The sequence below is a fragment of the Alteromonas sp. 4NH20-0104 genome (genome assembly GCF_057547795.1).
Genome location: NZ_BAAJLP010000010.1, coordinates 103,700 through 130,184 on the forward strand (window position 1 = coordinate 103,700; position 26,485 = coordinate 130,184).

The window sequence follows — 26,485 nt, forward strand, 5'->3', positions numbered from 1 at the left end:
GTTAATCCGGTTTAATAAGTGCCGGCAAGTGTAGAGCGAGGGTGGCAGTTAAAATTGCCCGTCCGTATGGAAAATTTATCCATTTGTCAGGCGAAGAAGAATGAGTGTGTGGCAGGCAAAAAAAGGCGGTGTAGTAGCACACCGCCAAAGGCAGGAGACAAGGATTGTCCCCGACAGGATTCATACAGGTATCAGCTCAGGCCAGTTACCCACTCATTGGTAAGTGCCGCTGTGAGCCATTGAGCAAAATCGAATGTGGGGTAAACATCCAGAAGTGTGCCCAGTGTCATGCCCTGCTTCACGCCCTCAAGCCACTGATACTCTTCGGCATTAATTACCATCACCTGAGTAGTGGCGGCACCCTGTGAAATAACATAACAGCCACTTTCTTCGGTTTGCATAATTGCCTCCAGTTCAGCCAGACCCGGGGCACGCCCAGGCGGTTGAGAACGATGTAGTTGCCACAGGCCAAACAATGGAAAGGCACTGCTAATAAGGGTTAAAGAGGGTTGCAGGCGAATACGGATAGTATCCGGCTCGCACTGAGTCAGACGATTCAGGGTATCGGCTTGCAGTGCCATACACTGGCTTCGTGCAGCCCGATGAAAAGCCCATTCAAACGCCGCTATATCGGCAAGATAAGGATGCTCTTCGTGCAGTTCACTGCTGCGCAACAGTTCAGGTAATGTACGCCCCCAGTCAGCCCAGTCCCCACTGCATGGCTTCTCCGATGATAATAATCGACGGGCCAGAACATACACAGCCTCCTCACTGAGCATCGCCGCAAGCACCGGAAAAGCAATACTCAGGCTACGCACGGCTGTCATTTGCAGGTTTTGCTGATAGACCTGCAGCCCCGAGCCAGGCGCACTGGAAGAAAACGTCATTATGCTGGTTAACAAACTGCCCTGATAATCAGCAACGGCAGGTAACTGGTCGCTCATCCGGATACCTCTAATGCAACCATGTCCATCCGCCAGCGGGCCTGATGAGCCTCTTCGAGTAACTCCTGCCAAACAGGCAGATTATTATCCCATTCAATCAGCGTGGCGGCATGAGGAAACCGTTCGTGCGCTTCATGAAACAGTGCCCAGCAGTCGTCGGAAACCGGTTGCCCATGGTCATCCACAATCAGCATTCCCGGCCCGACCGCAGAACTGCCGGCCAGATGTAGCTCCCTGACGGCTGACGGCGGCAGCTGTGCCAGCCATTCGCAAGCCAGAGTAAGTGGATTGCCGTTGGAAAAATTCCGGTAATTCACCAGAATATTGTTTAAATCCACCAGCAAGCCGCATTGGGTTCTCTCGGCGACCCGGGCCAGAAATTCCGCTTCACTGAAATCGCCAGCGTCAAACGGCAGGTAAGTGACGATATTCTCTACCAGCAGTTGTCTGCCCAGCGCCTGCTGTACGGTATCTATATTGGTACACAGGATATCCAGCGTGGCTTTATCAAATTTAAGTGGCAGAAGGTCGCCACTATGTACCGGCTCCTGCCCTACTTCGCCCCAGGTAAAACAAGCGTGATCGGAAACCAGTACCGGGTCCACCCGGTTTACCAGTTGGACAAACTTCTTAAGGTATTGACGATTTATGCCGCTGGTAGAGCCTAATCCCATCGCAGTGCCATGAATGCTTACCGCGTAATGTTCGGTAATTTGATCCAGTAACCGACTTGCCGCACCGCCTTCGGCAAAGAAGTTTTCGGCATGGATTTCAACAAAATCAAGCGCAGGTGATGGCTGCGATAAAGCCGCCGAATAATGCTCGTGACGTAAACCAACCCCCACCGGAGTAGAGCTGATTGGAGCCTGACTAAGTGGTTTTAAAGCCGCCATCATTGTTCCTCCGCTATCGATTAACCGTTACGGCGCTTTTCAGCTTCGTAACGCTTTTTCGCTTCAGCTTTAAGCATGCCGCCGAGATCTTCACAGCTGCCTTTAGCTACCAGTTTCCATTCCCCAGGGTCTTTGTCCATGGTCGACTGGCCAGCACAGCTATGGGTGCCTGCCAGGTTACCGCAGTCGTTCTGACCGGCGGCAGCGATGCCATAACACTTCTCTTTGCCAGCCGCCTGGGCTGGTGCCGCAACCACGGAAGTTAAAGCCATCGCCAGGGCTGCCGCTGCAATCGTACGTTTGTTAGTCATAGTCATTACCTCTTTAAGCAACTAAGTTAATATGTGAATCAATCCACTGAGTAAGCTCAGCGTAGCTACCCGACCCCACTTTGGTATCGAGCCGTTTTTCGTGATCGAGCAGAATAAGGGTTGGTACTGCCCTTACACCGAGACGGTGCGCCAACTCAAAGTCCTCCTCGGCATCCACCTTCACTACTCTGACGGTGCCAGCGTAGCTTTGCTCAATCATGTTAATGACCGGTGCAATTTGTTTGCAGGGTCCACACCATTCGGCGCTGAACCACAACATAACGAGCGGCTCCGGGTATTGATGCCCATTCGCCCCGATGGCCTGATTACCAGCATTCATACCAACTACTCCTCGGCGTTGGCGTCGGCCACTGATAACGTTTCAATACCATCCCACACCCGGTATGCGGTTTTCAGGTTAGCCGGTACATCTTCCAGCCACTTTTTCTGGACAGCCTTGTTGAGGTTGAGGTACAGCTTGTCGTCTTCGATGTAGAAAGCATCAGGGTCGACATCCAGCTTTTTATTGAGGGCCACCCCCATTGCGCAGTAACCGCCAAACTGCGGAGCATATTTGGCCGCATTGGCTTTAAACATGTCGCGGTTTTTAGCACTGCTGAAGCGATAAATAGCCCCTTCGTAAGTCGCGGTATACTTAGCTGCACCTTCCACCGCCTTATGCTGAGTAAAGTAGGCCACCGGGTCGTAGCCGTGAATGGCCACATCGTTTTGTGCAATGTTTACCGCTGACGCAAAGCTCAGGCTGCTAAACAGAATAGAGCCAGCTAAGCTAGCCATTTTTACAAATCGTGAAATTTTCATAGTCGTTTCCTTAAACCAAAAGTTAAACAGGCAGAGAGCAAAGCGGTTTATGTGTTGCTTGCTGTCTGTGGATATAAGGTAAGAAAATTCACCAGGCAGAAGGAAACAGATGCGCCACAAATTGGCGCTATTCGTCCAGGCCGGTATTTTTTAGTTGATCCCAAAAGGCCTGAGACTCGTTAACAGGGAAAACCCAACAGGCAAATACAATGTTTGGATTATTCAAAAAAGACCCGACCGCAAAACTTCGAAAGCAGCACTCGGCCCTGCTCGAGAAGGCAATGCATGCGCAGCGCAATGGCGATATAAAGACCTATTCAATGCTCACTGCTGATGCAGAAGCATTGTGGCAAAAGATAGAGGAAACTGAGAAATCGCAATAAACCGCTTTATGCGGCCAGGCGGCAAAAACTAAAAAGGGCACACCGAAGTGTGCCCGCATTGCTGTTTTTACGGAGAACAAGCAATAAAAACTATTCCTTGAGGGATTGTGCGTAGTCTTTCGCCTGTTGTAACAGGCGCAGCACGTTATTCCCCCAGATATCAGCTAAATCTTCTTCGGTATAGCCCTCGGCCAGTAAGCGCTCGGTAATTTTAGGCAGCGCGGCCACATCCATCATGGTTTCGACACCACCACCGCCATCCCAGTCGGCGCCTACACCAGTATGCTTTGGTCCGGCGACTTCAAGAATATGAAGGAAATGCTCCATATAATCCTCAAAGGTCGCTCTGACCGCAGGGTGTTCCATATCGATCTGTTTGCGTTTTGCTTTAAGCGCTGCAATTTGGGCTTCGCTCATTTGGGCAATGTTACCCATTTGCCGGAATAACTCGCCGTAGGCTTTACCACGCTCCGGATCCTGAGGCAGTTCCTTAAGGTAAGAGCTATAGGCATTTACATGAATAACGCCACCGCTTTTCACCAGCTTCTTAAGCAGGCTGTCATCAACATTACGCGGGTGGTCATAAATTGTTTTGGTGCCGGAATGCGACAGGATCACCGGTGTTTTGGATAACTCAATCATGTCTTCCAACAGATCATCGTGGGCATGGGAGCCATCCAGAATAATGCCCAGCTCATTGGCCTTTTTCACCAGCTCTTTACCCAGCGGCGACAGGCCACCGTACTGCTGACCATCGGGATCGGTAGAGCTGTCACCAAACTGGTTATTTTTAAAGTGGACTGGCCCCACCATGCGCAGACCCATTTTATAAAAGGTGTCCAGCAAACTCAGGTCTTCACCCAGCGGGTACGCATTTTCCATGCTGACATAGACAATCTTTTTGCCTTGCTCAGCAATCGCTTTAGCGTCTTCCGGTTCGGTGGCCAGCGCAAAGGTATCCGGGTTGGCCGCCACCATCTTATGAATGGCCATAGCCCGCAGTAACGCGGTATCACGGGACGACTTAAATCCTGCTTCGGTTACCGGGCCCTGGGGCGTATAGATCACCCAAAAACCGCCATCCAGACCGCCGCTGTCCATGCGAGGTACATCCACCTGCGAGAAATCATCGTCAAAAGTGTGTGCGTGCATGATGTCAAAACCCGGTTGCACGAGTAGCGCAGGCGTATCGAGGTGCGTGTCCATTACCACCAGCGAATCATGCAGTTTAGCCGCATCGGCCGCGGCGAGAGCCGGGCTGCATGAAGCAGCCACAGCTAACGCGCACAATGTTTGTTTAATTTTTATCTTCATTAAAAGTCTACCGTCAGGGTTGCCTGGAAGGTACGCGGGCTAAGCGGGCGACCAAAGGTCGAACCGGTAAAGCCAAAAGACATCACTTCTTTGTCGAACACGTTGTCGATGTTGAAGCGAAGACGCATATTTTCAGGCATGCCAAAGTTGTTAGGACCGCCGATATCTACATAGGCCTGTGCTACCAGGTAACTGTCCAGTTCAATAGATTCGGAGAAGTCGGTGTAACGCTTACCGGTATATTTAGCCGAGAAGTTGGCTACCAGCCATTCTGTCGGCTCGTAGGTAACGCCACCAGTCATCAACCATTCCGGGCTGTCTGGTAACTGACTGCCAGCAGGGTTACTGCCAAATCCATCCACCAGCTCAGCTTTTTTGTAAGATAAGTTGGCATTGAAATAGAGCTCGCGATCAAAGACTTCTGGCTGGAACACACCGCTCAGTTCAACCCCGTAGGCCTTGGAGGCGCCCGCATTCACGTAGAATGCTTCTGGCTGACCGGTGGCCGGATTCATTACACTGCTGGCAATTAAGCGGTTGTCGAAGCGGGTATAAAATAAAGCAATCGCACCGTTATAAGTTTCCCGGTTGGTTCTGAAACCGAACTCATAATTATCCGCCTCTTCCCCTTTAGGATCCGGGGCATCAAAGCCAACGGCGTTATCGAAGATATCGTCAGTACCGGCAGGTAATGCATAGTTTTGTGCGAATGAGGCGAAGATCTGATCGGTATCATTCAACCGGTAAACCGCGCCCACCATGGGTAAGAAGTTGTCGCTGTATTCAGCTTCAACCGACTGTGGACCATAACCCGGCTGACTGTCAATTTCGTAATCCGCGTAATCACGGTAGCCATCCAGTGAGTAATCGATAGACAGTGACTTAAAGCCCACTTCCAGCATCAGATTGTCATCCATCATGCTGAAGTTGTCTTTTACATATAGCTGGGTGGTATCGCGCACTGCGGTGTAATTACGGCGGTAATAGGCCACTTCATCCATAATGACGTTGCCGTCTGCGCTACCACCGGTTTTATTCAAACGTGCCTGGGTCCGATTGTAAGTATCGTCTTCAATCCAGCCACCAAATTCAATTTTATGGTCGCCCATAAACCAGGTTAGCCCGGCCACAATCCCTTCGCGCTCGCCGCCCACAGTTGAAAGGCCATATTGCACACCACGAGGATGCACCACATCAAGACCAGCCGCTGCCTGTCGGGTGTAAATGCCCAGCGTATTGGTGTAACTGTCTGGTGAGACGCCGTAACCGTCTTTATCTTCATAATAAGCGGTTACATCCAGCTTAACATCTTCGCTGAAATAGGTCCCAAAACCTAATGAATAGAGCTTATCATCGCGAATATTGATACGATCTTCATAATAACTGGTACAGTTTGAACCAGTGAATACCGGCGTAAAGTCATCGTCATCGATGCTGCCGTCACCATTGTAGTCATAGACGCTGCCTGCTGAGCTGATACACCCTTCCGGGATACTGTCGGCATAGCTGTAGTAATAGTTGCTGGCAAAGGTAGAGGCCGGCGCAGACGGTGAATCATAATCGAAGAAATCGTTCGCTACATAGGTAGCCTGGATATAGCTGTCACCGAACTCGTACAACGCTTTGGCTTCAATGTGCTCGCGGTCGATGGTACCCGGGCCACGCCACAGGTCACTGTCGGTTTTAGAACGACTCACGTAGGCTCTGAAGCCATCGATATCGCCGGTTTCCAGTTTTACGAACGTGCGTTGCAGGTCGAAATCACCCACGGTGACCGCAACCATCCCGCCCATTTCTTCAGACGGGCGAATAGTACTGTATGATGCAATCGGTCCAAGTGAAGCATAGGTAGGGGCAGACACATCGCCAGCACCCGGTGACGCCACTACGGCGCCAAGGTTTTCGTTGTCAACATAACGGAAAATCGGGCTGCCGCCAAAGGCGTCTGAACGCCCCATGGGAATGCCATCCAGCACGAAGCCCATCTGGCTTAACTGGAAAGCCCGAACTTGTACCGAGTTACCGAATTCATATAAGCCAAGCGCACCGTCGGTCTGAACGTTAAAGCCCGGCAGGTTTTCCAGCATTTTAAGGCCCGAAATACCCGATGGAGCAGAAAGTAACTCATCGCGGGTAACGGCCAGGGTATTGGTTGCTTCATCAGTCCCGATCGCAATATCAGTTTGCGAAATCCGGCGACCTACCACGACGATCTTTTCTTCTTTCTGCGCATCGCTCTCGTCTGCGGTCTGAGCAGAGACCGGCGTGCCGGCCAGTAATGGACCGATCAAACCAGCAAGTAGGGTAAGTGAAAAGGTTTTGCCTGTAATTTTATGTGCCATATCGTTATTTTCTCAGTCTTGTTTCAGGGAGTTTGAATTAGAGACCGTGTTGTTATGCTACGCCCTTCCATAAGCGGTATTCACTCAACTACTTCAAACCCTGTACCAATTCACTGATTCGACTCTTATTTTGGGATAAATAACCCGTAGCAACCGACAGTTTGCATAAAAGATATCGTATACAGTATCTTTAATACAATTGCTTAACAAACTATTCCTGTGTAATAAATCCAGCTGCACACTTTTTGTGATGAAAAGCTGACCAATTGCACCACTTTAGACAAAAGTATAAGACGATATAATCCATTATCTATCACTAAAAATTCACGTATAGTGATTACTATCTCTTGTTGGCGGAACCTTTAGGGAGTCAAAATGAAAAGCGCAAACCGAATGTCCACCGGCCTTAAGGTGTTTGCCTGGTTGATGGTTTTATGGAACGGCATCGGCGTAGCCGCCTTCTTTAGCCAGGTTATGATGACGCCGGAAATGATTGCTCAGCTTCCTGAGGACCAGCAGGCCATCTACCGCAACATTCCGTTATGGTCTTATAGCGCTTATGGTCTGGCGGTTTTTGGCGGCTTAATTGGTTCACTTCTGTTAGCCCTGGGCAAAAAACTTGCCTTTCCGGTATTGGTTATCTCCCTCGCCGGCGTTATTGTGCAGCAGTATTATAATTTTGTTGTCATCGATGCCATCAGCATTATGGGCTGGGGCATTGTAGTCATGCCGGTTATCGTTACCAGCATCGCGTTATTACTGGTTTTAATCAGTCAGCGAGGTGCGCGCGCCGGCTGGTTACACTAAACATTAGAGAGTTTCATGCAGTATTCTGACCGCGCCAGCGCCATTGCGCCTTTCTATGCAATGGCTTTTGGTGAAAAGGCCACGGCGCTCGAAGCCGCCGGGCATTCTGTTATTCGTTTAAACATCGGTGAGCCGGACTTTGGCGCGCCGCCCGCTGTCCAGCAAGCAATACAACAGGCTGTTGCAGACAATCAATTACCTTACACCGGAGCGCTCGGTGATATTCGCCTGCGTCAGGCCATTGCAGGCTTTTACCGCTCCCAGCATGATTTGGCTATAGATCCGCAACGAATTGTCGTCACTGCCGGCGCCTCCGCGGCGCTGCTATTGGTTTGTGCCGCACTGGTGAACCCCGGAGATGAGGTCATGGTGGGCGATCCCTCCTACCCTTGTAATCGTCAGTTTGTCACCACTTTTGGCGGCAAGGTCAATTTGGTGCCAACCACCGCCGCCGATCGTTTTCAGCTAAGTCCGGCCCTGGTTGAGCAACACTGGCAGGCGGCAACCCGGGCACTGATGATTGCAACGCCTTCAAACCCCACCGGTACAGCGGTATCGGCTGGCGATCTGGCACACATGTGTGAGTTTGCCAGGGCCCGCGGCGCATGGCGAATTATCGACGAGATTTACCTGAATTTAAGTGATAGCAATGATGGGCCGCCGCAAACCGCCCTGTCTTTCGACAATGACGCCATTGTTATTAATAGTTTTTCAAAATACTTCGGCATGACCGGCTGGCGATTAGGCTGGATGGTAATACCTGAAAATATGGTAGCGGTTATTGAACGACTGGCGCAGAACTTATATATCTGCCCATCGACACCGGCACAACTTGCCGCGCTGGCCTGTTTTACGCCGCAGACCCTGGCCCTTTGCGAGCAAAGACGGACATCTTTATTGCCCCGTCGCAAAATAGTCCTGAACGGTCTGGCCGACGCAGGCCTCACCGTGCCCGTCACTCCCGACGGCGCGTTTTATGTTTACATTGACGTGAGCCAAACCGGCATGACGGCAATGGAATTCTGTGACCGGTTACTCAGCGAAGCCCATGTTGCCATGACCCCCGGTAACGATTTTGGCGTGGTCGGTGGCGATCAGTATGTGAGGTTGTCTTATGCAACGTCAGAGGCGCAACTGCATGAAGGTCTGGCCAGAATTAAAGCGTTTACGCACAAATTGAAACAATGCTGATCCACGTTAGGGATTGAATTACGCTCGCCATCAGGGTTTACTGGACAGGAAATCAATAATAACTGACCACTACCCAGGGGCCTGCACCATGAAACGACTCTTTTTACTCAGTGCGGTCGCGCTTGCGCTGACCGCCTGTTCCGAAGCACCGCAAACCAGTACCGCTTCACAACCAGCCACCGCCGCCGAAAACGCCCAGCTTAGCGAATCAGAACGTTTGAATGCCTGGTTTGAAGAGAAATATGAGCAACAACTCCAGTTTTCTCCTTTGATGATGACTCGTCTTGGCCGTAAAGATCTCTACGACCAGATTGATGACATGTCGGAACAGGGCCAGGATAAACGGCTGAAGTGGATGGCCGCCACTGTAGACGAACTGCAAGCCAACTTTGATTACAACCAGTTGGATGAAGACACCAAAATATCCTACGACATCTGGATGTTTCAGCTTGAACAAGCCAAAAAGCAGGCAGAATTCCGCCGCCGTAATTATGTGCTAACCCAAATGAATGGCATGCAATCCATGCTGCCGACGCTGTTGATCAATTATCATAAAGTGGCCGAATCCTCCGATATGGCAGCCTATATATCGAGGCTGGAAGGCGTCGGCCGGGCGGTTGAGCAATTAACCAGCCGGGTTGCCATCAATGCAGACGAGGGCGTTAAAGCGCCGTACTTTGCTTACGAAGGCGTTATCAAACAAAGCAAAGCAATTATCTCAGGCAAGCCTTTTGATGCGGACAGCGACCAGGATTCCTCATTGCTGACGGACGTAAAAACCAAGGTGGCTGCGCTTGAGGAAAGCGGCGAGATTACAGCCGAACAGGCAGCGACCTTTATTGAGGAAGCCGAGACCGCACTGCTCGATAAAGTCATGCCAGCCTATGGCAAGCTGATTAGCTGGTTTGAAAATGACCTGCCGAACATTTCCCGCGAAGCAACAGGCGCATCTGCGCTGCCGCAGGGCGAAGCTTATTACAACTCTGCGCTGGCATTACGTACCACAACCGATTTAACCGCCGATGAAATTCATCAGATTGGTTTGAACGAAGTAGACCGCATTCTGGCTGAGATGGAAAAAATTAAGCAGGCAGAAGGCTTCGACGGCACCTTAAAAGCGTTCTTTGCCTACATTAAATCAGACAACACCGACGAGCGCTTTTACTATCCGAATACCGACGAAGGTCGTCAGGCCTACCTCGATGGCGCAACCGCTTTTCTGGATAACATTGGCGAGAAATTACCGGAATTCTTCGGCATTTTACCCAAAGCTGATTTAGTCGTAAAACGGGTAGAGCCCTATCGTGAACAGGCCGGTGCACCGCAGCATTACTTTGCCGGCTCGCCGGATGGCAGCACGCCGGGTGTGTATTACGCCCACTTAATTGACATGAGCACCATGCCTAAAAATGAAATGGAAGCGATTGCCTACCATGAAGGTAACCCCGGGCATCATATGCAAATTTCTATCGCTCAGGAGCTTGAGGGGGTGCCTAAATTCAGAACCACTTCCTTTTTCAACAGTTATGTTGAAGGCTGGGCGTTGTATGCAGAGCTGGTTGCTAAGGAAATGGGAGGCTACCAGAACCCAATGTCAGATTTCGGCCGTCTGGTGTCTGAAATGTGGCGCGCCATCCGTCTGGTGGTGGATACCGGGATCCACGCAAAAGGCTGGACAGAAGAACAGGCAAACCAGTTTTTCCGCGATAATTCACCGATTTCCGATGGCGCCATAAAAGCCGAAGTGCAACGTTATTTTGTGTGGCCTGGTCAGGCAACTTCGTACAAAATCGGCATGCTGAAAATTCTCGAACTGCGTGAGAAAGCCGAGACCGAACTGGGCGATAAGTTTGATATTCGCGCCTTCCACGATGTGGTATTAGGTAGCGGCGCGGTTCCTCTGACGATATTGGAACGCATGGTCAACAATTGGATCGCCAAAGAAAAAGCGTCTTAATTCAACCCAGTATCACAACGCCGGCATTTTCCGCCGGCGTTTTTGTTGTTGTCGCTTAATCAGCAGAATATTAAGACCACATACTTGTACGCCACCGGCAATTACAGGTAAGGTGGTATAAAATATTCAAAAATACAACGACATGAAAATTTCACAGCAGGATCTCGATATTTGTTGTGGGCCCGAAGCCTTTGTCTCACAAACGGATATCCAACCAATAACACAACCGATTCATCAGACTTCACTGTTTTCTTACAGTAAGTTTGAAAACCTCTGTGCCGCGCTGGCCAATGAGTACAGCACTCCAGTGTATACCCGTGGACGTAATCCCAGCATGACCAGTGTGGAGAAAAAACTGGCCGCACTGGAGCGGGGCGAGGCGTGTAAACTGTTTGCCTCCGGTATGGGAGCTATCAGTGCTGCAATCACCGGACTGGTCAATCAGGGTGATCACATTATTTTTATCAACCAGGTTTACAGCCCTACCATACAGCTTGCAGAACAACTGACCCGCTTTGGTGTGACTTTTACTTACCTGACTTCAGGTGATCTGGAGCAGTTGCAAGCAGCAATCCGCCCGGAAACCAAACTCATTTGGTTTGAAAGCCCTGCCACCATGACCTTTAAGCGGATTGATATTACTAAGGTGGTGGCCATTGCCCACGAACATGGCATTCTCACTGGTATCGACAATACCTGGGCGACGCCGTTGCTGCAAAAACCCATCACTATGGGCGTCGACATCGTTGCGCATTCGTTAACCAAGTATATTGGTGGCCACAGTGATGTGATTGGCGGCGCACTGATCAGCCGCCATGCGTTGCTTAAACAGATTTTTTACCGTACTTTTTTGCTGAATGGTGCTGCTATTGGCCCCATGGATGCCTGGTTAATAGAGAGGGGATTACGCACGCTTAGCGTCCGTTTGCAGCAACAGGAAACCAGTGCGCTGGCCATCGGTGAATTTCTGCAGGCACACCCCAGGGTTGCTCGCATCTATCACCCGGCCTGGCAGGAAGACTCCCCCCCAGAGGAAACCAATCCGCTGGCCGGTTACAATGGCCTGATAAGTTTTACGCTTAAAGATCCGGCCTACGAAAACGTAACGCGCTTTTTAAATGCACTCACACATTTTCGACTCGGTGTCAGTTGGGGTGGCTTTGAAAGTCTGGCAATCTCCCTACAGCGGCCGGAAAATGCCGAGCAGCTGGCCGCCATGAACCTGCCACAAGGGCTGATTAGGTTGTCTGTAGGACTCGAGGCAGCTCCAACATTAATAGCCGATTTGGAGCAGGCTTTTCATCATGTCTGACACCGCTCCACCAGCTCCATTACCGCTCTGGTTAGCCGCACTGCCGCTGATAATATTACTCACCGTGTTTGCCGGTGGCGCCTTGTTTACCGAACTCGGCGGGACCCTGGTTGTAGTGGCCATATTGCTGGCCGCAGTCATTGCCGGGTTGATTGGATTTAGCCGCGGGATAGACTGGCAGCAAATGGAAAAAGCCGCCGTTGACAAGTTTGGCGACGTGTTTCCGGTAGTGCTTATCCTGCTGTCTATTGGCGGCCTGATTGGAAGCTGGATGCTGTGCGGCACCATTCCATTTTTTGTCTGGACGGGTATCCATCTTATTAACCCGGATTATCTCTATGTGTCGGCTTTTCTGGCCGCCAGTATCATGAGCATTTTTACCGGTTCATCCTGGGCTTCTGCCGGCACCATCGGAGTGGCATTAATGGGCTTGGCCACCGTTATGGATGCTTCGCTGCCGATCACCGCCGGCGCAGTCATTTCCGGCGCCTGCTTCGGCGACAAAATGTCTCCCCTGTCTGACTCCACCAACATTTCCGCGATTGCCGCCAAGGCAGACTTATATCAGCATATCAGCCATATGGTATACACGGCTCTGCCCTCATTTTTGATCGCCCTGGTGGTATTTATGGTAGTTCCATCGGCCTCCGGAGGCGACCAGAGCAATGCCTTACTGGCCACCGCGGCGATGCAACAACTTATAGAAACCACCTTTAGCCCCGCCTGGTGGCAGTTATTACCTCCCGGTTTGGTTATTTTCGCGATTGTCAGAAAGTGGCCGCCTGTCATTGGCATTACTTATTCCACTGTGCTGGCTTTGGCACTGGCCGTTATCCTGCAGCCTTTCGCTCTGGAAGATGCTGTGAATGCTTACCTGCACGGTTTTACCATTCAAATGCTCCCCGCTCATCTGCACAGTGAAGCTCAGGCCAATCCGGCCTTTTTACAACTGGTAGAGCGCGGTGGTTTGTATTCCATGGTTGGCACCCTGGTCGTGATTATTGCGGCATTTTTACTGGCCGGCGCTATGCAGGCCAGCGGTGCATTAACTGTTTTGATTCAGGCAATGCTAAAACAGGTGAAGGGCATTTTTAGTCTGGTGCTAAGTACTATGATAAGCGGCATCACGCTGCTTTCACTTACCAGTCACGGAGGCGTTACCAGCCTGATTGTCGGCAACCTTTATCAACCAGGCTATCAGGCCAGAAAGCTGGCACCGGTTAATTTATCCCGCAGTATTGAAGATTCTGTGACCCTGATGGATCCGGTATTGCCGTGGACGGTTTCCGGCTTATTTATGGCCGCCACGCTAGGTGTGGCGACCGTAGATTATTTACCCTGGGCATTGTTTTGCCTGGGCGGCCCGGTGTTTTCTTTACTGTGGGCCGGACTATTGCCACGCTCTGCGGCGATAAAACACCTGCCTTAGAATTTAAGTAAAAAGGCGGTATAGCCGTAAACAGTATCGTCCGGGTAATCACCCTGAGCAAACGCATCGCCTTTGGCCATGTAGGCCCCACCAAACTCAAGGCGGAATTTAGGCAGCAACTGGTGACGCCAGCGAAACTCAATCTGATTACCTATTTCACTTTCACCACCCACCGGGGTTTTCTGGTAACTAAAATTTAAATAGCGGATCAGCAGGTTATCTTTCTTGGTAAATTTACTCACCATTTTAAGACCCAGTGATACCAGATTACGCCGTGGCATGGTGCGGTACACTTCGGTGGGGCCAAAGTCAAAGCGTCGTACACCGTAAAGTGCGTCAAAGTTGGTATTCTTCCCGTCACTGCTGTCGTTATCACCACTTACCAGGTCGACAATAGCCTGCAGAGAAGTGGTATCGGTAACCATCTGACCAAACGCACCATGGAATAACCACGCCTGGTGGTCGATTTCGGTAACATCACTGGGCGAAGTAGACTGATGACGGGTACCAGATTGCACAATAACCTCTGCATCCGCACGCCATTTGGTATCGTTAGGTAAGGTATAATGCGCACTCACCGTTAAAAATTCACGGTTGGCAGTATTCAAGCCCGGACCATCTTCTTCGTCAAACCAGTAGGTTTGCAGTTGCCAGGATTTATCGGCAGAGCTGGCATACACACCATAAATTGCCCGCTCTGAATACGACTTATCAAAGCCTCGCTCATTGGCATCGATACTTGCTGCATCGCCGGGTAAACGGGTCACTGGCAGTAAATAAACAGCGTTAACATTCCAGTCGTTCCATTGCCATTCACTCACTACCCCATCGAAGGTGTTCATGGCATTTCTAAAGTAGCCGCTGGAAATAACCCGGCGACTACCAAAGTCAAGAATAAACCGGCCAACGCTGAGCTTCTGCATGTTCAGACCACCGTCACTCTGACTGTTACCGAGCCATGAGAAGTTAAACTGAACAGGCTCCAGCGTATTGACCTGCGAACGACCAAGAGTGGGATCGTCATTATCCAGGTACACACGGGAATCAGCTAATTCGCCGAGTAGTTCGAACTGCGACCATTTCATCACGGTTTTGACCTGTAACTTCGATGACAGGCGTTGATTGTGTTGATGAAATCGATCGTCCGTGGTTGGGAACAGCGGATTGGTAATATTTTCATAGCGTAAGGCCCACTGCCCTGACACGTCAAAAGTGGGGGATTCAGCTAACACTTGGGGTGAGAGCAATGCAGCAGCACAGGCCACGCTGAGCAGACGGGTAAATTTTGAATACAAAAGTTGCATAGGTGTCTCCGGTTTCTCTCACCTGGGAATTTATAAATGACTCGTGATGTGATTTGGCGTCAGTTACATCATGTTTTAAATCGACTGACTTTTTGCCCCAGTTGCTGAACAGTGCCGTTAACACTGCCGGCAATCTCCCCGGTATTCTCAATGGATTTGAGATTCTGCTGACCAAGGGTATTGAGATTGGTGACATTGGTATTGATGTCCGTAACCACCTGACTTTGCTCTTCAGTGGCTGCGGCTATTTGATAGATAGTTTCGTTGGCATCATTGACGGCTTCATTGACCTGATCAAAGGCCCGGGCCAGTTGCTCAGAGACCGCTACAACTGAATCGACTTCACTGGCCCCCCGCTCAATTGCGCTCACGGCATCATTAACGCTGTGCTCCAGACGACTAAGCATTTCGTTAATATTTTCCGTTGACTGCTGAGTGCGACTTGCCAGCGTTCTGACCTCGTCGGCCACCACTGCAAATCCCCGCCCTTGCTCACCGGCACGAGCAGCCTCAATGGCCGCATTCAGTGCCAGCAGGTTAGTTTGCTCAGCGATACCGCGGATAACATCTAACACTGCAATAATATTCTGCGACTCCTTAGCCAGGCTGGAGATTACGTCGTTAGCGTTACTGATGGAAGCAGACAGGTTTGATACATTTTTAACTGAATCATTAACCACTTGCCGGGAAGAGGTACTGATTTCAGAGGCCACCTTAACTTTTTCCATGGCGCCCTGACTGTTGTTGGCGGTATCGGCAACCACATGACTCAATTCGTTGACCGCAGTAGCGATTTGGTCGAGATTTTCGTTCTGCTTATGGGAAGCTGATTTCACGGTACTGGAGGCATCATTTAAGTCTGAAGCGGCACTTTTCAGATTTTCAGTATCTTGCTGAATAACAACAATCAGATCCTGCAGGTTTTCCATAAAGCGATTAAAGGTTTTTGCCAGTGTCGCCAGTTCATCTTTTCCGCTGCTGTTTAAGCGGCTGCGTAAATCGCCATCGCCCTGGCTGATATCCCGCATTACATCGATCAGGGTATTCAGTCTGTCGGTAACTAACCGCGGTCCGAACATTATGGATAACGCACTGACAATCAGCACCAGTACCAGTACCAGCAACAATAAGAATTGATTACTTTGTGACGACGACTGCATGTCGGCTGCAAGAGCATCAGCCGCATTTTTTACTGCTTCACCAAGGGCATCGTAATGACTTCTGACTTGCTGAAAATCGTCAACCAGGCTGGCTGAACGCAGTGCGTTGGCCTGTTCAATTTCGCCAGCCGCGACCAGAGAAATCACTTCGTTAGCACTCTTCAGCCAGGTGTCGTAATCGCTTCTAAACTGGTTGCCGTTACCAACATTTTCTACTTCGCCCTGCACAATATTGCGAGCCTGAACCATTCTGTCGAGGGCTTGCTGTGCATTATCATTGAAGTCTGCGACTTCTGCCTCTATCGCTTGTCCACGCATACCGGCAAGAATAATCGCGTCCTGCAGAGCAGTTTGTGCCTGATACAAATCCCTGTCGGCGTTAAGAGCCAGACTCACCGCGTTCAGATAACGCTTGGCAATCTGTTCAGAGTCATCACTAAGGTTACGCAAAGAAAACACTGAAATAATTGCTACGACACATAAAAGTGCCGTGACAACAACGAGGGGAAACGCAAATTTACTTCTGATCGAGAACTGGCTGAAATCAATCATGGGCCGCCTCAAACTACCGAAACGCTATACTTGCTCAAAGCGTGGCACATTATTTTTTTTTTGCAAAAAATCAGTACAACTCACACCCAAGCGCTCAATGTCACATTTGTCACAATGTACACATATGCGCGAATTATGCTTTCAATTCGATAATTGTCAACAAAAAGTCGTTTAAAACTCAGGTAATTTATCCTTTAGTATAAGAAACGTGCCCGCACGGACAAGCCCGGTGTCGACATCAGAGCCAGTGTTTAAAGGCAATTCATTATGACTATGCGGAAAATAAGGAGATTATAACCGAATATACGTAAGTGGAATCAGTGAGTCAGAGCAGACCCATTACCCTTTTGAGTTAGTAGTATTTCATACTTAACTGGCTTACGCCTTTTTGTTTAAAAAGGCCTACTAAACATAAGGTTAATAGTTAAAGCCAAATTGCCTTCATGCATGGCTATCTCACCCGGCTATCGGCAAAGCGGGCGTGGTGAGGCCAAAAGAGTCGTAAAAGCATGGCCAGACCCGGTGACGGTGGGTTGTAGCCCTTACGGGTAATAAAGCCAATAGCGACTGACTATGGAACCAGACTGGAGTCTCTGCTTGGTGCTATGCCAAATTCTCTGACGTACTCCCGGCTGAATTGCGATGTGCTGGCGTAGCCCACTTCAAATGCAGCCAGACTGACATCCATTTCATTACTGATGATCAAACGTCTGGCTGCTTGCAGACGCAGCGTTTTTTGAAACTGTAACGGAGTAATCCCGACAATCGCTTTAAAATGGGCGTGAAAAGACGACACGCTCATGCCAATATCCCGGGCCAGCTCCTCTACGCGCATTGGCAATGTGTAGTGTTTCTTTAACCAGCTGATAGCCTGATTTATCTGTGCGGTGTGAGAGTCTGAAACGCCCATTTGAGCGATGGCTGGGCCGATATCACTGCACAGCAGGCGAATTACCACTTCTTCAATGGCCAGCGCGATCAATAAATCGCCCTGCTTGGGATCATCAATGTTTTGCAGCATTCGGCGGATGGCGTTAACAATTTGCGGCACCGATTCCCGCACATACACCGCACTTATCTTACCGGCCTTTGGAATGCCATTAGGATAAAGCCGACTGGCTACCTCACTGATGCGACGTGCGGTTAATGGCACCATTAAGCAGAAATACGGGTGTTCCTCAGAGGCTCGATTAATAGCAACCCGGATAGGAATTTCCGAGGCATACACCACCATTGACGACTCATTTTCAACGTATTGCAGGCTCCCTTTGCCAGCGGTCACCAATTTAGCCCCCTGCGACACAATGCACACACAAGGCTGGGTGAGCACATTGGTTTGCTCGCTGGAGACACTGGATGCCCGGGTAACTTCCAGATTGCCTTCACTCAGCACGTAGTAACCGTCGTTGATGACCCGCTGACCCAGCCAATCGGTGATAACTCGCAGGTCGTTGCTCTGATGATGCAGCTCCAAACAGTTACCCCCTGCCCAGAACGTCTAACATCTTATGCAATTGAACCGCATTGTCGAAGCTCGGCGCAGTGCGCCGGGCACTTTCAAAGCTGGAATTTGCAACACCGACGATTTCAAATTCATCGTTTAACCAGTCCAATGCCGGTAAGTGAGCGGTAGCAGCCCAGTGTGAATCAGGATTCAGGCCTATAAAGCCGACTCGTATTTTATTTTGCATAATAATCCTCCGACCATTTTCCCCATAAGCCATTGCTGAGAGAAGCTAACAAGGCAAACCGGGAATACAGAGTGTTGTTGCTTTTACGTCACTCTATTGTGCTTAACCGCAGCAAATACCGCTTGCCTGTTTCTCTGATTTGCAAACCTAATCCTACGATTAAGCGCCTGCTGTGCGGTAAGTACTTCGCTTGAAATTGATCCCGCTGTGAAATCCCCTTCTGTTATTGAAATTTCCCTTGAAACCAAACACACCTGAAATTACAGTAGCCCGCAGTGAAGTAGTATTGAGTGAAGTGGCTCTTTTTCATGGCGAAGTTTGTTGTTTTCCTGTTGCTTTTCAGCCTGCCCATTAGTGCCGCCGACATCGTAAAACGGTCTGGTTCCGGGTTATGCCATGACAAGCACAGTCAATGGTACGAACGAACCAGCCATTACACCGCTTACAAGACAATGCCAAATTGTCTGGCGGCCGGCGGCAAAGCCTATTCGGGTTATACTGCAACAACCTCCTCAACCATGGCAGATGGTTACCACCGAAAGCTGTTTCCGCACTGGCTGGATGAAGATGGTAACTGCCGCGACACCCGCGCTGAAACGCTTATCCGACAGTCTGATATTCCGGTGGCGTTCGCTGATGCGGCCGGATGTCAGGTGAAAAGCGGACGTTGGTACGACCCCTACACCAACAATATCTTTACCGACGATAATGACCTCGACATTGATCATATCGTACCGCTCAAATGGGCCTACGAGCATGGGGCAAATACGTGGCCGGAGAACATCAGAGCAGCCTTCGCTAACGATACACTAAATGTGATTGCCGTGAGTTTATCTGCCAACCGTTCAAAGGGCGCAAAAGGCCCCACTGAATGGATGCCTGCCAACCAGCAATTCCGTTGTCAGTACCTGGAACGATTTCAGCGGGTGATACGCAAGTACCAATTGTCATTGAAAGCAACAGAAACCAGAGTCCTGAATAAACAAGTATCCGCCTGTGCGACAACAGGCTGAAGGGCGCCTCCCTCTAAAGGGAGTTAGACTGCGAAGCCCGCCATTGTAATATCGAAATCGTATCATCCAGCACCCACACGCTCAGTTCGTTGATCGTTAAGAGGCGGTATTGCGATTTGGACTGAAACAGCCTGAAAAAGCCCGGCGAGTAGTGAAGGCGGACATTCGTCAGGGTCGCCTTGGTGCCAGCAGGTAACAATGAAGGCTTGTCGGTATAATCATTCACCACTGGTGACATCTTGTTGATCATGCTGAGCGAAGTTGGCAGGTTATGTTTGGCTAACCATCGGGCCGCTCTTCCCGATTTATCATCAATCGGGTAATCAACAAGTAATGAGTTGTCAACGATAGTGAGGGTGTCACCGGCGCCAGGCAGGTCAATCGTTGTCAGTCTGATCCTGGGCCTGCGCATTAACACCATCAGTAAACTAAGCACGGCAAAGATGAAAACTATTGTCATTGTGGCGTTTCTCTACCTGAATAAGGTGCGGATGCGAGTAACTTCTTAGCAGCCTACCACCCGGTAAAGGTATTACCAAACCGTAATCGTTTAGTCAGGCGGGGCTTTACCCCGGCATACTTTTACACTGCGCTTACCAGCGCTAATTCAATACTCAGACCGCACTACAATCCACGACGCAATCATGGTACAAATGGTGGACTGTCTCCAGTCAGATATGAAAAGCAGTATTATCAGCAGCTTGAAGATGTCTAGAAAACTGGGGGCTTACCAACCACAACCTAAATACCTTGCCATCGAAGATGGCGCAGTGCTCAACTCATCGTGAAACTGATGCACAGCAAGCAATGTGATACAGCTATCCTTCTCCCAAGCACTCTATATTAGAGTCCCCGAATTCAGATAATAAGTGCACCATTCATGGCTAATGGGTGACAGACGATCAACTGCCTGTTGGTGGTATTCTAAAGTCGCCAAACAATTTGAGTTGGTGATGCTGCGCAACCGGAGTTCTTCATAGACACTGTCAGTGAGTGCGATTATCGACACTTTTGGAATAAACCCCACAACTTGCCACGTTATTTAAGACTTTGAAGATATCACAATGCCTAATATTCCAGAATTAATAGATGATTTCGATATGATTTTTCAACTTCTAAAGCCATTTAATTTTAGAAGCTATTCGATTGCCGGTTGCTCCCTACCTAAGACAATAGATTAAGCAGTAAGCAAAACTAATTCCATTGGAACTGTTTTGAGGAAAGAAATGTTGCTATGGAAAAATGCTAGAGAGCAATATGAAGACTCAAATATTTACTTCGGAGATTATGGCGTGAGAGGACCTAACAGCGCAGAAGGAATTCCTAACCCCAATACAAACGGAAAAATTCGATATACAAAAGATAATGAATTCTTCATTGCTAGGGGCCACTCTATGAAAGTAGCCCCAATAGGAATGCAACATTGCTTGCTAGCAGACAAAGTGATTAGCTCACCATACTACACTGGTCTAAATTTCAGTTGTGGAGATAAAGAGATTGAGAATTGCAAAAATGGAGATTTCGGTGGCAATGCTCAAAGGTGGATAAAAATCGACACTAATCATCATTTAGCTTTCGTTGTAGAAGAAGTTAAAGAGTACGAAAGAACACTATTTAATAGAAAAGCTCGCTCAACGCATGGCTCCATAACAAACAACAGATTAAGTTCATAATATCTCTGAAGACAAAAAAGCCCCGACCATTCCTGATCAGGGCTTCTGTATGAATGGTGCCTCGACCCGAGATCGCGACTCACGGTGACCGGCAGGTGGCACGCCCGCGTGTCCCGATTACTAAGAATGTCTAACGCCGGGATCAAAAAAGCCCTCGCATTTCTGCAAGGGCTTCTATGATGGTGCCTCGACCCGGGATCGCGACTCACGGTGACCGGCAGGCGACACGTACGCGTGTCCCGTTAAATGAGAATTTTCGACGCTAAGATCAAAAAAGCCCTCGCATTTCTGCAAGGGCTTCTAAGAATGGTGCCTCGACCCGGGATCGAACCAGGGACACGCGGATTTTCAATAGACAGCTTAGCCATAAAAATGATATAAATCAAAAACCTAATTAAAACATAAAATAGCTTTGCAAATTCTTTGCAAATCAACATATAACCTGTTCTACTAGCAGCATGGCTAAACAGATTGCTAGACATGACATAAACGACACGCTGTACATCTTCAAACAAGATAACAGCGAACGTTGGTATGCGCGATTTGTACTGTTCAATACGTGGTACTGCAAATCAACTAAAAAGAAAGATAAAGACGAAGCCATCGCTATGGCACATCGAATATTTCTCGACCACGAAATCCGAATCGAAACCAATACGCTAGTTCAAAGCAAAAGATTCCGGTATGTAGCGGAAAGAGTTATTGAAAAACTTGAACGAGAGCTTAATGTCACCTCTCCTGAAAAACCCAAGGAACGAATCCCTGAGACCTTGATTGACTTTATAGAGAGCCAGGAAGGGAACAAAAATACCGAAAAGAAATTTCGTCATGACTACTCCCTAGCTCTCCGCAAATATCACATCCCCTACTTTGACAGAACATACGTTACATCGATAGACCAAGACGCCATTAAAAAATTTGATGAGTGGCGTATTAAACAATTCGGCAGAACACCGGCTTCATCAACGTTAAAGACCCATAATGCTGCGCTTAACTTAGTGTTTAAAGAAGCTATTGAACACAAGTGGATGATTCCGATACAAGTGCCAGTATTGTCGTCGAAAGGTAAATCAGGAACACGTCGAGCCGCTTTTTCAGAAGAAGAGTATGATGCTGTAATTGATGGTATTTACGAAAGTGAACGTAACGCTCACACCGAGAAGACAAGGCAAATCAGAGAGCTGCTTTATGATTACTGTGAGATTGCAGTAAATACCGGCATCCGTCCGGGCACAGAGATGGAAAGCATCACCTGGGGTGATATAGAACTAAAAGCCCAAGGAAGTAAAGCACAGTTCTTTATCAACGTACGCAAAGGTAAAACAACTAAACACACTGGCACACGAAAAATCGTCTGCAAAAAAGATGTCATTGGCGCGATATCCCGACTCCGCGAACGGTTTCCACATAGAACACCAAGTCAAAAATTATTCCGATTGGCTAACGGTGAAACAACACCACAGTTAGGCAAGGCATTTGAAAAGGTTCTTCAGAATAACAACCTTAAAACGCATTCAGATGTACCAAGGACACTATACTCGTTACGCCACACATACATTACATGGCAACTGCTGGCAGGCACAAGCATGGACGTTATTGCTAAACAGTGTGGTACTAGTGTTGCTATGATTGAACAACATTACAGTCATGTAAGACCTGAAATGTTTGCCGACGAATTATCAGGTGTAACTTTCGATAAAACTAAGCCAAAGCCCGTTTCGAACAAAACACTAGAAAGGCGAGCTAAGAGTGCTGAACGCGACGAAAAACGTTTTAAAGAATGGGCGGCAGAGTACAAGAAACGTGGTTGTATTTAACTATAACTCGCCAGTCAAAGATAAACACGCCTCTTAATTTCATAGGATTCATTCAGTTTAATTTATCTTATTTTCATCATTATAAAAAAATAAAAACATTTTAAATCAAAATCTTACGCGACAACTTATCTGTAATAATTTCCGTTTACTTAATATCTATTAAACAAAAACTATTATAGAGATTTGAGATAAGCAAATATCGGATCTCATCGATTATCTTCCTAAAGGCACAACCTTGGGAAGGATAATCAATGAAAATTCTATATGTCGAACAGTCAGAACGACAATTTGATCACTTTAAACGAAATATAAATGCTAATAGTAAATTCAAATCAAACTTAAAAGTTTTTACAACACTGCTTTTGGCTAATTTCATTTTAAGTCCAGAGCAAGTGAACGCTGAGGAGATGGTAGAAAGTATCGTCGTGACAGCAACTAGAAAAGCAGAATCTATACTAAGTGTACCAATAGCAATAGATACTTTGTCTGCGGGGAAAATTGAATCATTTGATGTAGACACTACTAATGATCTGAGTTCATATTTTCCGGGAGTAGAAATACGAGCGGTGTCTTCATCTGAACAGGCGAAAGCGTGGATTAGAGGGTCTGGCAGTATAGATTTTGCGTCAAACACCAATCCAACTGTAGGTGTTTACATAGACGATGTTTATCTCCCAAATACGTTCCAACATACCGCTCCTATTTTCGATCTTGAAAGAATTGAAGTATTGAAAGGCCCACAAGGTACCCGCTATGGGCGGAATGTAACAGGTGGACTAATAAAATATGTTACCGCTAAGCCAGAAGATACTTTCTCCGGCTATTTTGATTTAGGTGTTGGATCTTTCAATGAAATTAAAAGTGCAGGAGCTATTACTGGACCTATATCAGAAACAACCAACTTTCGATTTGCCTACAAATACGTAAATGATGATGGGTGGGCTTCAAGCCGGGCATCTGAACCGAAGGGCGATGGTTTTCCGGGTACACTTAAAAACAATAGCCTTAACGCTGAAAATTTACTTGCAACGAGATTATTACTTGATTGGAATCCGTCAACGCTATTTAACTACGAGTTAATGATACATTCTATGCGTCGTAGAGCTGACGGCGGAACATTTCAGTATGTAGGTATAGTAGACCCCGTAACTTATGAGCCAACTTGTGACCCTCGTTCGAGAATTGATTGCATCGATTACTTAGGTTATCGAGATTCTGACGGCGTTGGTGAGAGGGGGGATACCAGTGCTGGTGACCATGACTTTTTCGGCGATGCAAACTCTGACTCATATGGCCTCTACGGAAAATTAAACTATGATTTTCCTGCATTCAGCGTTAAACATATTATCGCATTTGACCGATTTAAAAGAGATAGTCAGTATGATGCCGATGGCGGCGCATATATGCTTTCTAATAATTACTATAAATCTAATTTCAAAACGGCTTCATCAGAATTTCAGATAACTTCAAATGCACAAGATGAGTTTGATTGGGATCTCGGATTATATATATCATCTGATGAACTGTCCGCAGACAATAAGTACGTTTTCTTTGGCCTAGAAACAGACCAAGAGTTTTATCAGAAACAGCTATCCAAGGCCATATACGGCAACTTAAAATATCCTTTAACATCAGGGTTGTATTTTCTATCTGGGCTTAGATACACAAATGATTCTGTTTACTTTGATCATTACAGTATTAGACCTACAGCACTCGATTTTGCCCCCGGAGATGTAGAAGGGTCTATATCAGATCAGACTTTTACTGATATTTCCTGGACCATTGGACTTCAGCAAGAAATTTCTGAAAATACAATGCTCTATTCTACTGTAAGCAATGGTTACAAGAGTGGTGGTGCCGGAGCAGGATTCGGAGATCCTGGCGAATTTAATAGCTACAAGCCAGAGGATTTAATGGCCTATGAAGTAGGGTTTAAGTCATCATTGTTTGCAGGAAGAGTTGTCTTAGATACCGCTTTTTACTACTACGATTATAGGGATATCCACGTTTTTGATGTTACATCCAATCAATTCGGTGGTCAGAACTTTATAGTAACTAATGCTAGTAAGGGAATTTATAAAGGAGGCGAAATAGGAGCAAATATAAATCTTAATGATTATAACTCTATTAACCTAGGGTTATCATTTATACACGCGAAATATACCGATTTTATAAGTGCGAATGGCGAAAACCTATCAGGTAATGATGTTCCTTTCGCGCCTCCATTGAAAGTAGTTATTTCATATGACTCTTGGTGGAATCTATTCTCTGACTGGGAAACAAACCTCAATTTACGCGTTAGCTATACTGACCGCGTCTTTCACGATGTTAGAAATAATCCTCTATTAACAGCAGATTCTTATTTTTTATCTGATATTGCGCTATCAACAACCAGAAATGATGGAAAGTACAAATACTCTATTTCTATCAACAACCTAACGGACGAACAATACAGAGTTCAATCTTTTGATTTTATAGAATTTGGCTCAGTGACACATGTCCCCAACAAGCCCCGAAATATATCAATAAAATTTAAATACAGCTTTGAATAAGGAAGAAAAAATGGATTATTTAGATGTACCTGTAATTGACTTTTCAAATGCATATTCTGAAAAAATAAATGAAAGATTTAAGTTAGCAGAAGAAATAGGAAATGTTGTTACAAACATTGGTTTCTTAGTACTGTCAAACCATGGTGTAAACCTAGATGTAGTTAAAAAAGCTCAACAACAGGTTTCTGCCTTCTTTTCACTCCCTACTGATAAAAAGAAAGAATTCTCGCCTAAGAGTAAATCCTACTATCGGGGGTACTTTGGCATGGAGACTGGAAACCTTGGAGCTACATTAGGCGATAAAGAGGCTTTACCTGACTTGCGAGAATACTTCACGTTAAATAGGGAGTTAGGTCCCGCTTGTGACGATTATTACAAAACAGGTTTGGCTCAAGAGATATTTATTCCGAATATTTGGCCCGACAATACATTACCTGAATTTAAAATAGCATTACTAGAATATTATCGAGAAATGGAAGCTCTTGCTGAACGAATAATGAGAATGTTTGCATTATCTTTAGGAGTCGACGAATTCTGGTTTTCATCAAAAATTGATAAGCATATGACAAATCTAGTTGCTGCAAATTATCCAGAGCAGAAGAACTCATATTCTCCGTCTCAAATTCGAGCTGGCTCCCATACTGATTATGGTTCACTTACTATTCTTAAAGCAGAAAATAAGCCGGGACTTCAAGTTAAAAACAAATTAGGTGAATGGAAAGACGTGCCAATTGTTGACAATAGTTTTATTGTTAATCTGGGGGACTTGATGTCTTATTGGACTGGAGGTAAATGGGTTTCCAATATTCATCGCGTCATAAATCCTAAAACAAAGGACTCGAATTCCGATAGGCAATCAATAGTCTTTTTTCACCAACCTAATTTTGATGCTGTCATCGAAACAATACCAGGATTAGAGAAATCATCAAAATATCCTACGACGACAGCTTATGAACATCTAATGTCAAAAATTAACAAAATGAACAAAACATCAAAATTTAATGAGATTGGAGAATAA

General features: G+C 47.4%; 23 protein-coding genes. 11 read left to right on the forward strand and 12 right to left on the reverse strand.

The features are described 5' to 3' along the window. Window positions 1-191: 191 nt before the first annotated feature. From AC27IB_RS09450 to AC27IB_RS09470, 5 genes are read right to left on the reverse strand one after another with little or no spacing between them, the layout of a single operon-like run. Entirely contained in the window at window positions 192-944 is a 753-nt protein-coding gene (locus tag AC27IB_RS09450) for an HvfC/BufC family peptide modification chaperone (protein ID WP_487120498.1), read from the reverse strand. After that, window positions 941-1,840 (reverse strand): MbnB/TglH/ChrH family RiPP precursor modification enzyme, encoded by a 900-nt coding sequence (locus tag AC27IB_RS09455; RefSeq protein ID WP_487120500.1) that lies wholly within the window; start codon window positions 1,838-1,840, stop codon window positions 941-943. The genes AC27IB_RS09450 and AC27IB_RS09455 overlap by 4 nt, the downstream gene beginning before the upstream one ends. Before the next feature lie 17 nt (window positions 1,841-1,857). Continuing rightward, window positions 1,858-2,148: a BufA1 family periplasmic bufferin-type metallophore gene (locus AC27IB_RS09460; protein ID WP_123323891.1), complete on the reverse strand. Its 291-nt coding sequence runs from the start codon at window positions 2,146-2,148 to the stop codon at window positions 1,858-1,860. A gap of 13 nt (window positions 2,149-2,161) precedes the next feature. Then, window positions 2,162-2,488: a thioredoxin family protein gene (locus AC27IB_RS09465; protein ID WP_487120502.1), complete on the reverse strand. Its 327-nt coding sequence runs from the start codon at window positions 2,486-2,488 to the stop codon at window positions 2,162-2,164. A gap of 5 nt (window positions 2,489-2,493) precedes the next feature. Beyond that, window positions 2,494-2,970, reverse strand: coding sequence for a YHS domain-containing (seleno)protein (locus tag AC27IB_RS09470; protein WP_296049552.1), 477 nt, complete (start codon window positions 2,968-2,970; stop codon window positions 2,494-2,496). A gap of 209 nt (window positions 2,971-3,179) precedes the next feature. Between AC27IB_RS09470 and AC27IB_RS09475 the strand changes: the two genes are divergently transcribed. After that, on the forward strand, window positions 3,180-3,353 hold the full coding sequence (locus tag AC27IB_RS09475; protein WP_105932932.1) for a DUF6435 family protein: 174 nt from the start codon (window positions 3,180-3,182) through the stop codon (window positions 3,351-3,353). A 90-nt stretch (window positions 3,354-3,443) separates the two neighbouring features. Here the strand turns inward: AC27IB_RS09475 and AC27IB_RS09480 are convergent, their stop codons facing one another. Next, a complete protein-coding gene (locus AC27IB_RS09480) occupies window positions 3,444-4,667 on the reverse strand; it encodes a dipeptidase (RefSeq protein ID WP_487120505.1) in 1,224 nt (407 codons plus the stop codon). Beyond that, window positions 4,667-7,009: a TonB-dependent receptor gene (locus tag AC27IB_RS09485; RefSeq protein ID WP_487120507.1), complete on the reverse strand. Its 2,343-nt coding sequence runs from the start codon at window positions 7,007-7,009 to the stop codon at window positions 4,667-4,669. Before AC27IB_RS09485 ends, AC27IB_RS09480 begins: the two co-directional genes overlap by 1 nt. Window positions 7,010-7,384: 375 nt before the next feature. Between AC27IB_RS09485 and AC27IB_RS09490 the strand changes: the two genes are divergently transcribed. The 5 genes from AC27IB_RS09490 (at window position 7,385) to nhaC (ending at window position 13,705) form a co-directional block, all read left to right on the forward strand. Beyond that, complete coding sequence (locus AC27IB_RS09490) at window positions 7,385-7,816, forward strand: hypothetical protein (protein ID WP_296049557.1); 432 nt, start codon at window positions 7,385-7,387, stop codon at window positions 7,814-7,816. Window positions 7,817-7,831: 15 nt separating this feature from the next. Continuing rightward, on the forward strand, window positions 7,832-9,007 hold the full coding sequence (locus tag AC27IB_RS09495) for a pyridoxal phosphate-dependent aminotransferase (protein ID WP_487120509.1): 1,176 nt from the start codon (window positions 7,832-7,834) through the stop codon (window positions 9,005-9,007). Between the two features lie 88 nt (window positions 9,008-9,095). After that, window positions 9,096-10,964, forward strand: a complete 1,869-nt coding sequence (locus AC27IB_RS09500; protein ID WP_487120511.1) for a DUF885 domain-containing protein — start codon at window positions 9,096-9,098, stop codon at window positions 10,962-10,964. 142 nt (window positions 10,965-11,106) lie between these two features. Then, window positions 11,107-12,276, forward strand: coding sequence for a trans-sulfuration enzyme family protein (locus AC27IB_RS09505; protein WP_487120513.1), 1,170 nt, complete (start codon window positions 11,107-11,109; stop codon window positions 12,274-12,276). After that, window positions 12,269-13,705, forward strand: coding sequence for a Na+/H+ antiporter NhaC (gene nhaC, locus AC27IB_RS09510; RefSeq protein WP_487120515.1), 1,437 nt, complete (start codon window positions 12,269-12,271; stop codon window positions 13,703-13,705). The genes AC27IB_RS09505 and nhaC overlap by 8 nt, the downstream gene beginning before the upstream one ends. Here nhaC and AC27IB_RS09515 read toward each other — a convergent pair. The 4 genes from AC27IB_RS09515 to AC27IB_RS09530 form a co-directional block, all read right to left on the reverse strand. Then, on the reverse strand, window positions 13,702-15,009 hold the full coding sequence (locus tag AC27IB_RS09515; RefSeq protein ID WP_487120517.1) for an alginate export family protein: 1,308 nt from the start codon (window positions 15,007-15,009) through the stop codon (window positions 13,702-13,704). The two genes, nhaC and AC27IB_RS09515, sit on opposite strands and share 4 nt — an antisense overlap. A 68-nt stretch (window positions 15,010-15,077) precedes the next feature. Beyond that, window positions 15,078-16,721, reverse strand: coding sequence for a methyl-accepting chemotaxis protein (locus AC27IB_RS09520; protein ID WP_487120519.1), 1,644 nt, complete (start codon window positions 16,719-16,721; stop codon window positions 15,078-15,080). 571 nt (window positions 16,722-17,292) lie between these two features. After that, the gene (locus tag AC27IB_RS09525; RefSeq protein ID WP_487120521.1) at window positions 17,293-18,195 is read right to left on the reverse strand and encodes an AraC family transcriptional regulator; all 903 of its coding nucleotides are present in this window, start codon (window positions 18,193-18,195) and stop codon (window positions 17,293-17,295) included. Between the two features lie 4 nt (window positions 18,196-18,199). Next, on the reverse strand, window positions 18,200-18,412 hold the full coding sequence (locus tag AC27IB_RS09530; protein ID WP_487120523.1) for a hypothetical protein: 213 nt from the start codon (window positions 18,410-18,412) through the stop codon (window positions 18,200-18,202). A 308-nt stretch (window positions 18,413-18,720) separates the two neighbouring features. Between AC27IB_RS09530 and AC27IB_RS09535 the strand changes: the two genes are divergently transcribed. Then, window positions 18,721-19,425, forward strand: a complete 705-nt coding sequence (locus AC27IB_RS09535) for an HNH endonuclease family protein (RefSeq protein ID WP_487120525.1) — start codon at window positions 18,721-18,723, stop codon at window positions 19,423-19,425. 13 nt (window positions 19,426-19,438) lie between these two features. Here the strand turns inward: AC27IB_RS09535 and AC27IB_RS09540 are convergent, their stop codons facing one another. Beyond that, window positions 19,439-19,885 carry a hypothetical protein gene (locus tag AC27IB_RS09540; protein WP_487120527.1) on the reverse strand — a complete coding sequence of 149 codons (447 nt, stop codon included), beginning with the start codon at window positions 19,883-19,885 and terminating at the stop codon, window positions 19,439-19,441. A gap of 742 nt (window positions 19,886-20,627) precedes the next feature. On the opposite strand from AC27IB_RS09540, the gene AC27IB_RS09545 reads away from it, so the two are divergent. The 4 genes from AC27IB_RS09545 (at window position 20,628) to AC27IB_RS09560 (ending at window position 26,485) form a co-directional block, all read left to right on the forward strand. Then, window positions 20,628-21,098, forward strand: coding sequence for a beta family protein (locus AC27IB_RS09545; protein ID WP_487120543.1), 471 nt, complete (start codon window positions 20,628-20,630; stop codon window positions 21,096-21,098). 458 nt (window positions 21,099-21,556) lie between these two features. Beyond that, the gene (locus AC27IB_RS09550) at window positions 21,557-22,915 is read left to right on the forward strand and encodes a tyrosine-type recombinase/integrase (protein WP_123323875.1); all 1,359 of its coding nucleotides are present in this window, start codon (window positions 21,557-21,559) and stop codon (window positions 22,913-22,915) included. A 251-nt stretch (window positions 22,916-23,166) separates the two neighbouring features. After that, window positions 23,167-25,467 carry a TonB-dependent receptor gene (locus AC27IB_RS09555; protein WP_073316895.1) on the forward strand — a complete coding sequence of 767 codons (2,301 nt, stop codon included), beginning with the start codon at window positions 23,167-23,169 and terminating at the stop codon, window positions 25,465-25,467. A gap of 10 nt (window positions 25,468-25,477) precedes the next feature. Further along, complete coding sequence (locus tag AC27IB_RS09560) at window positions 25,478-26,485, forward strand: isopenicillin N synthase family dioxygenase (protein ID WP_073316897.1); 1,008 nt, start codon at window positions 25,478-25,480, stop codon at window positions 26,483-26,485.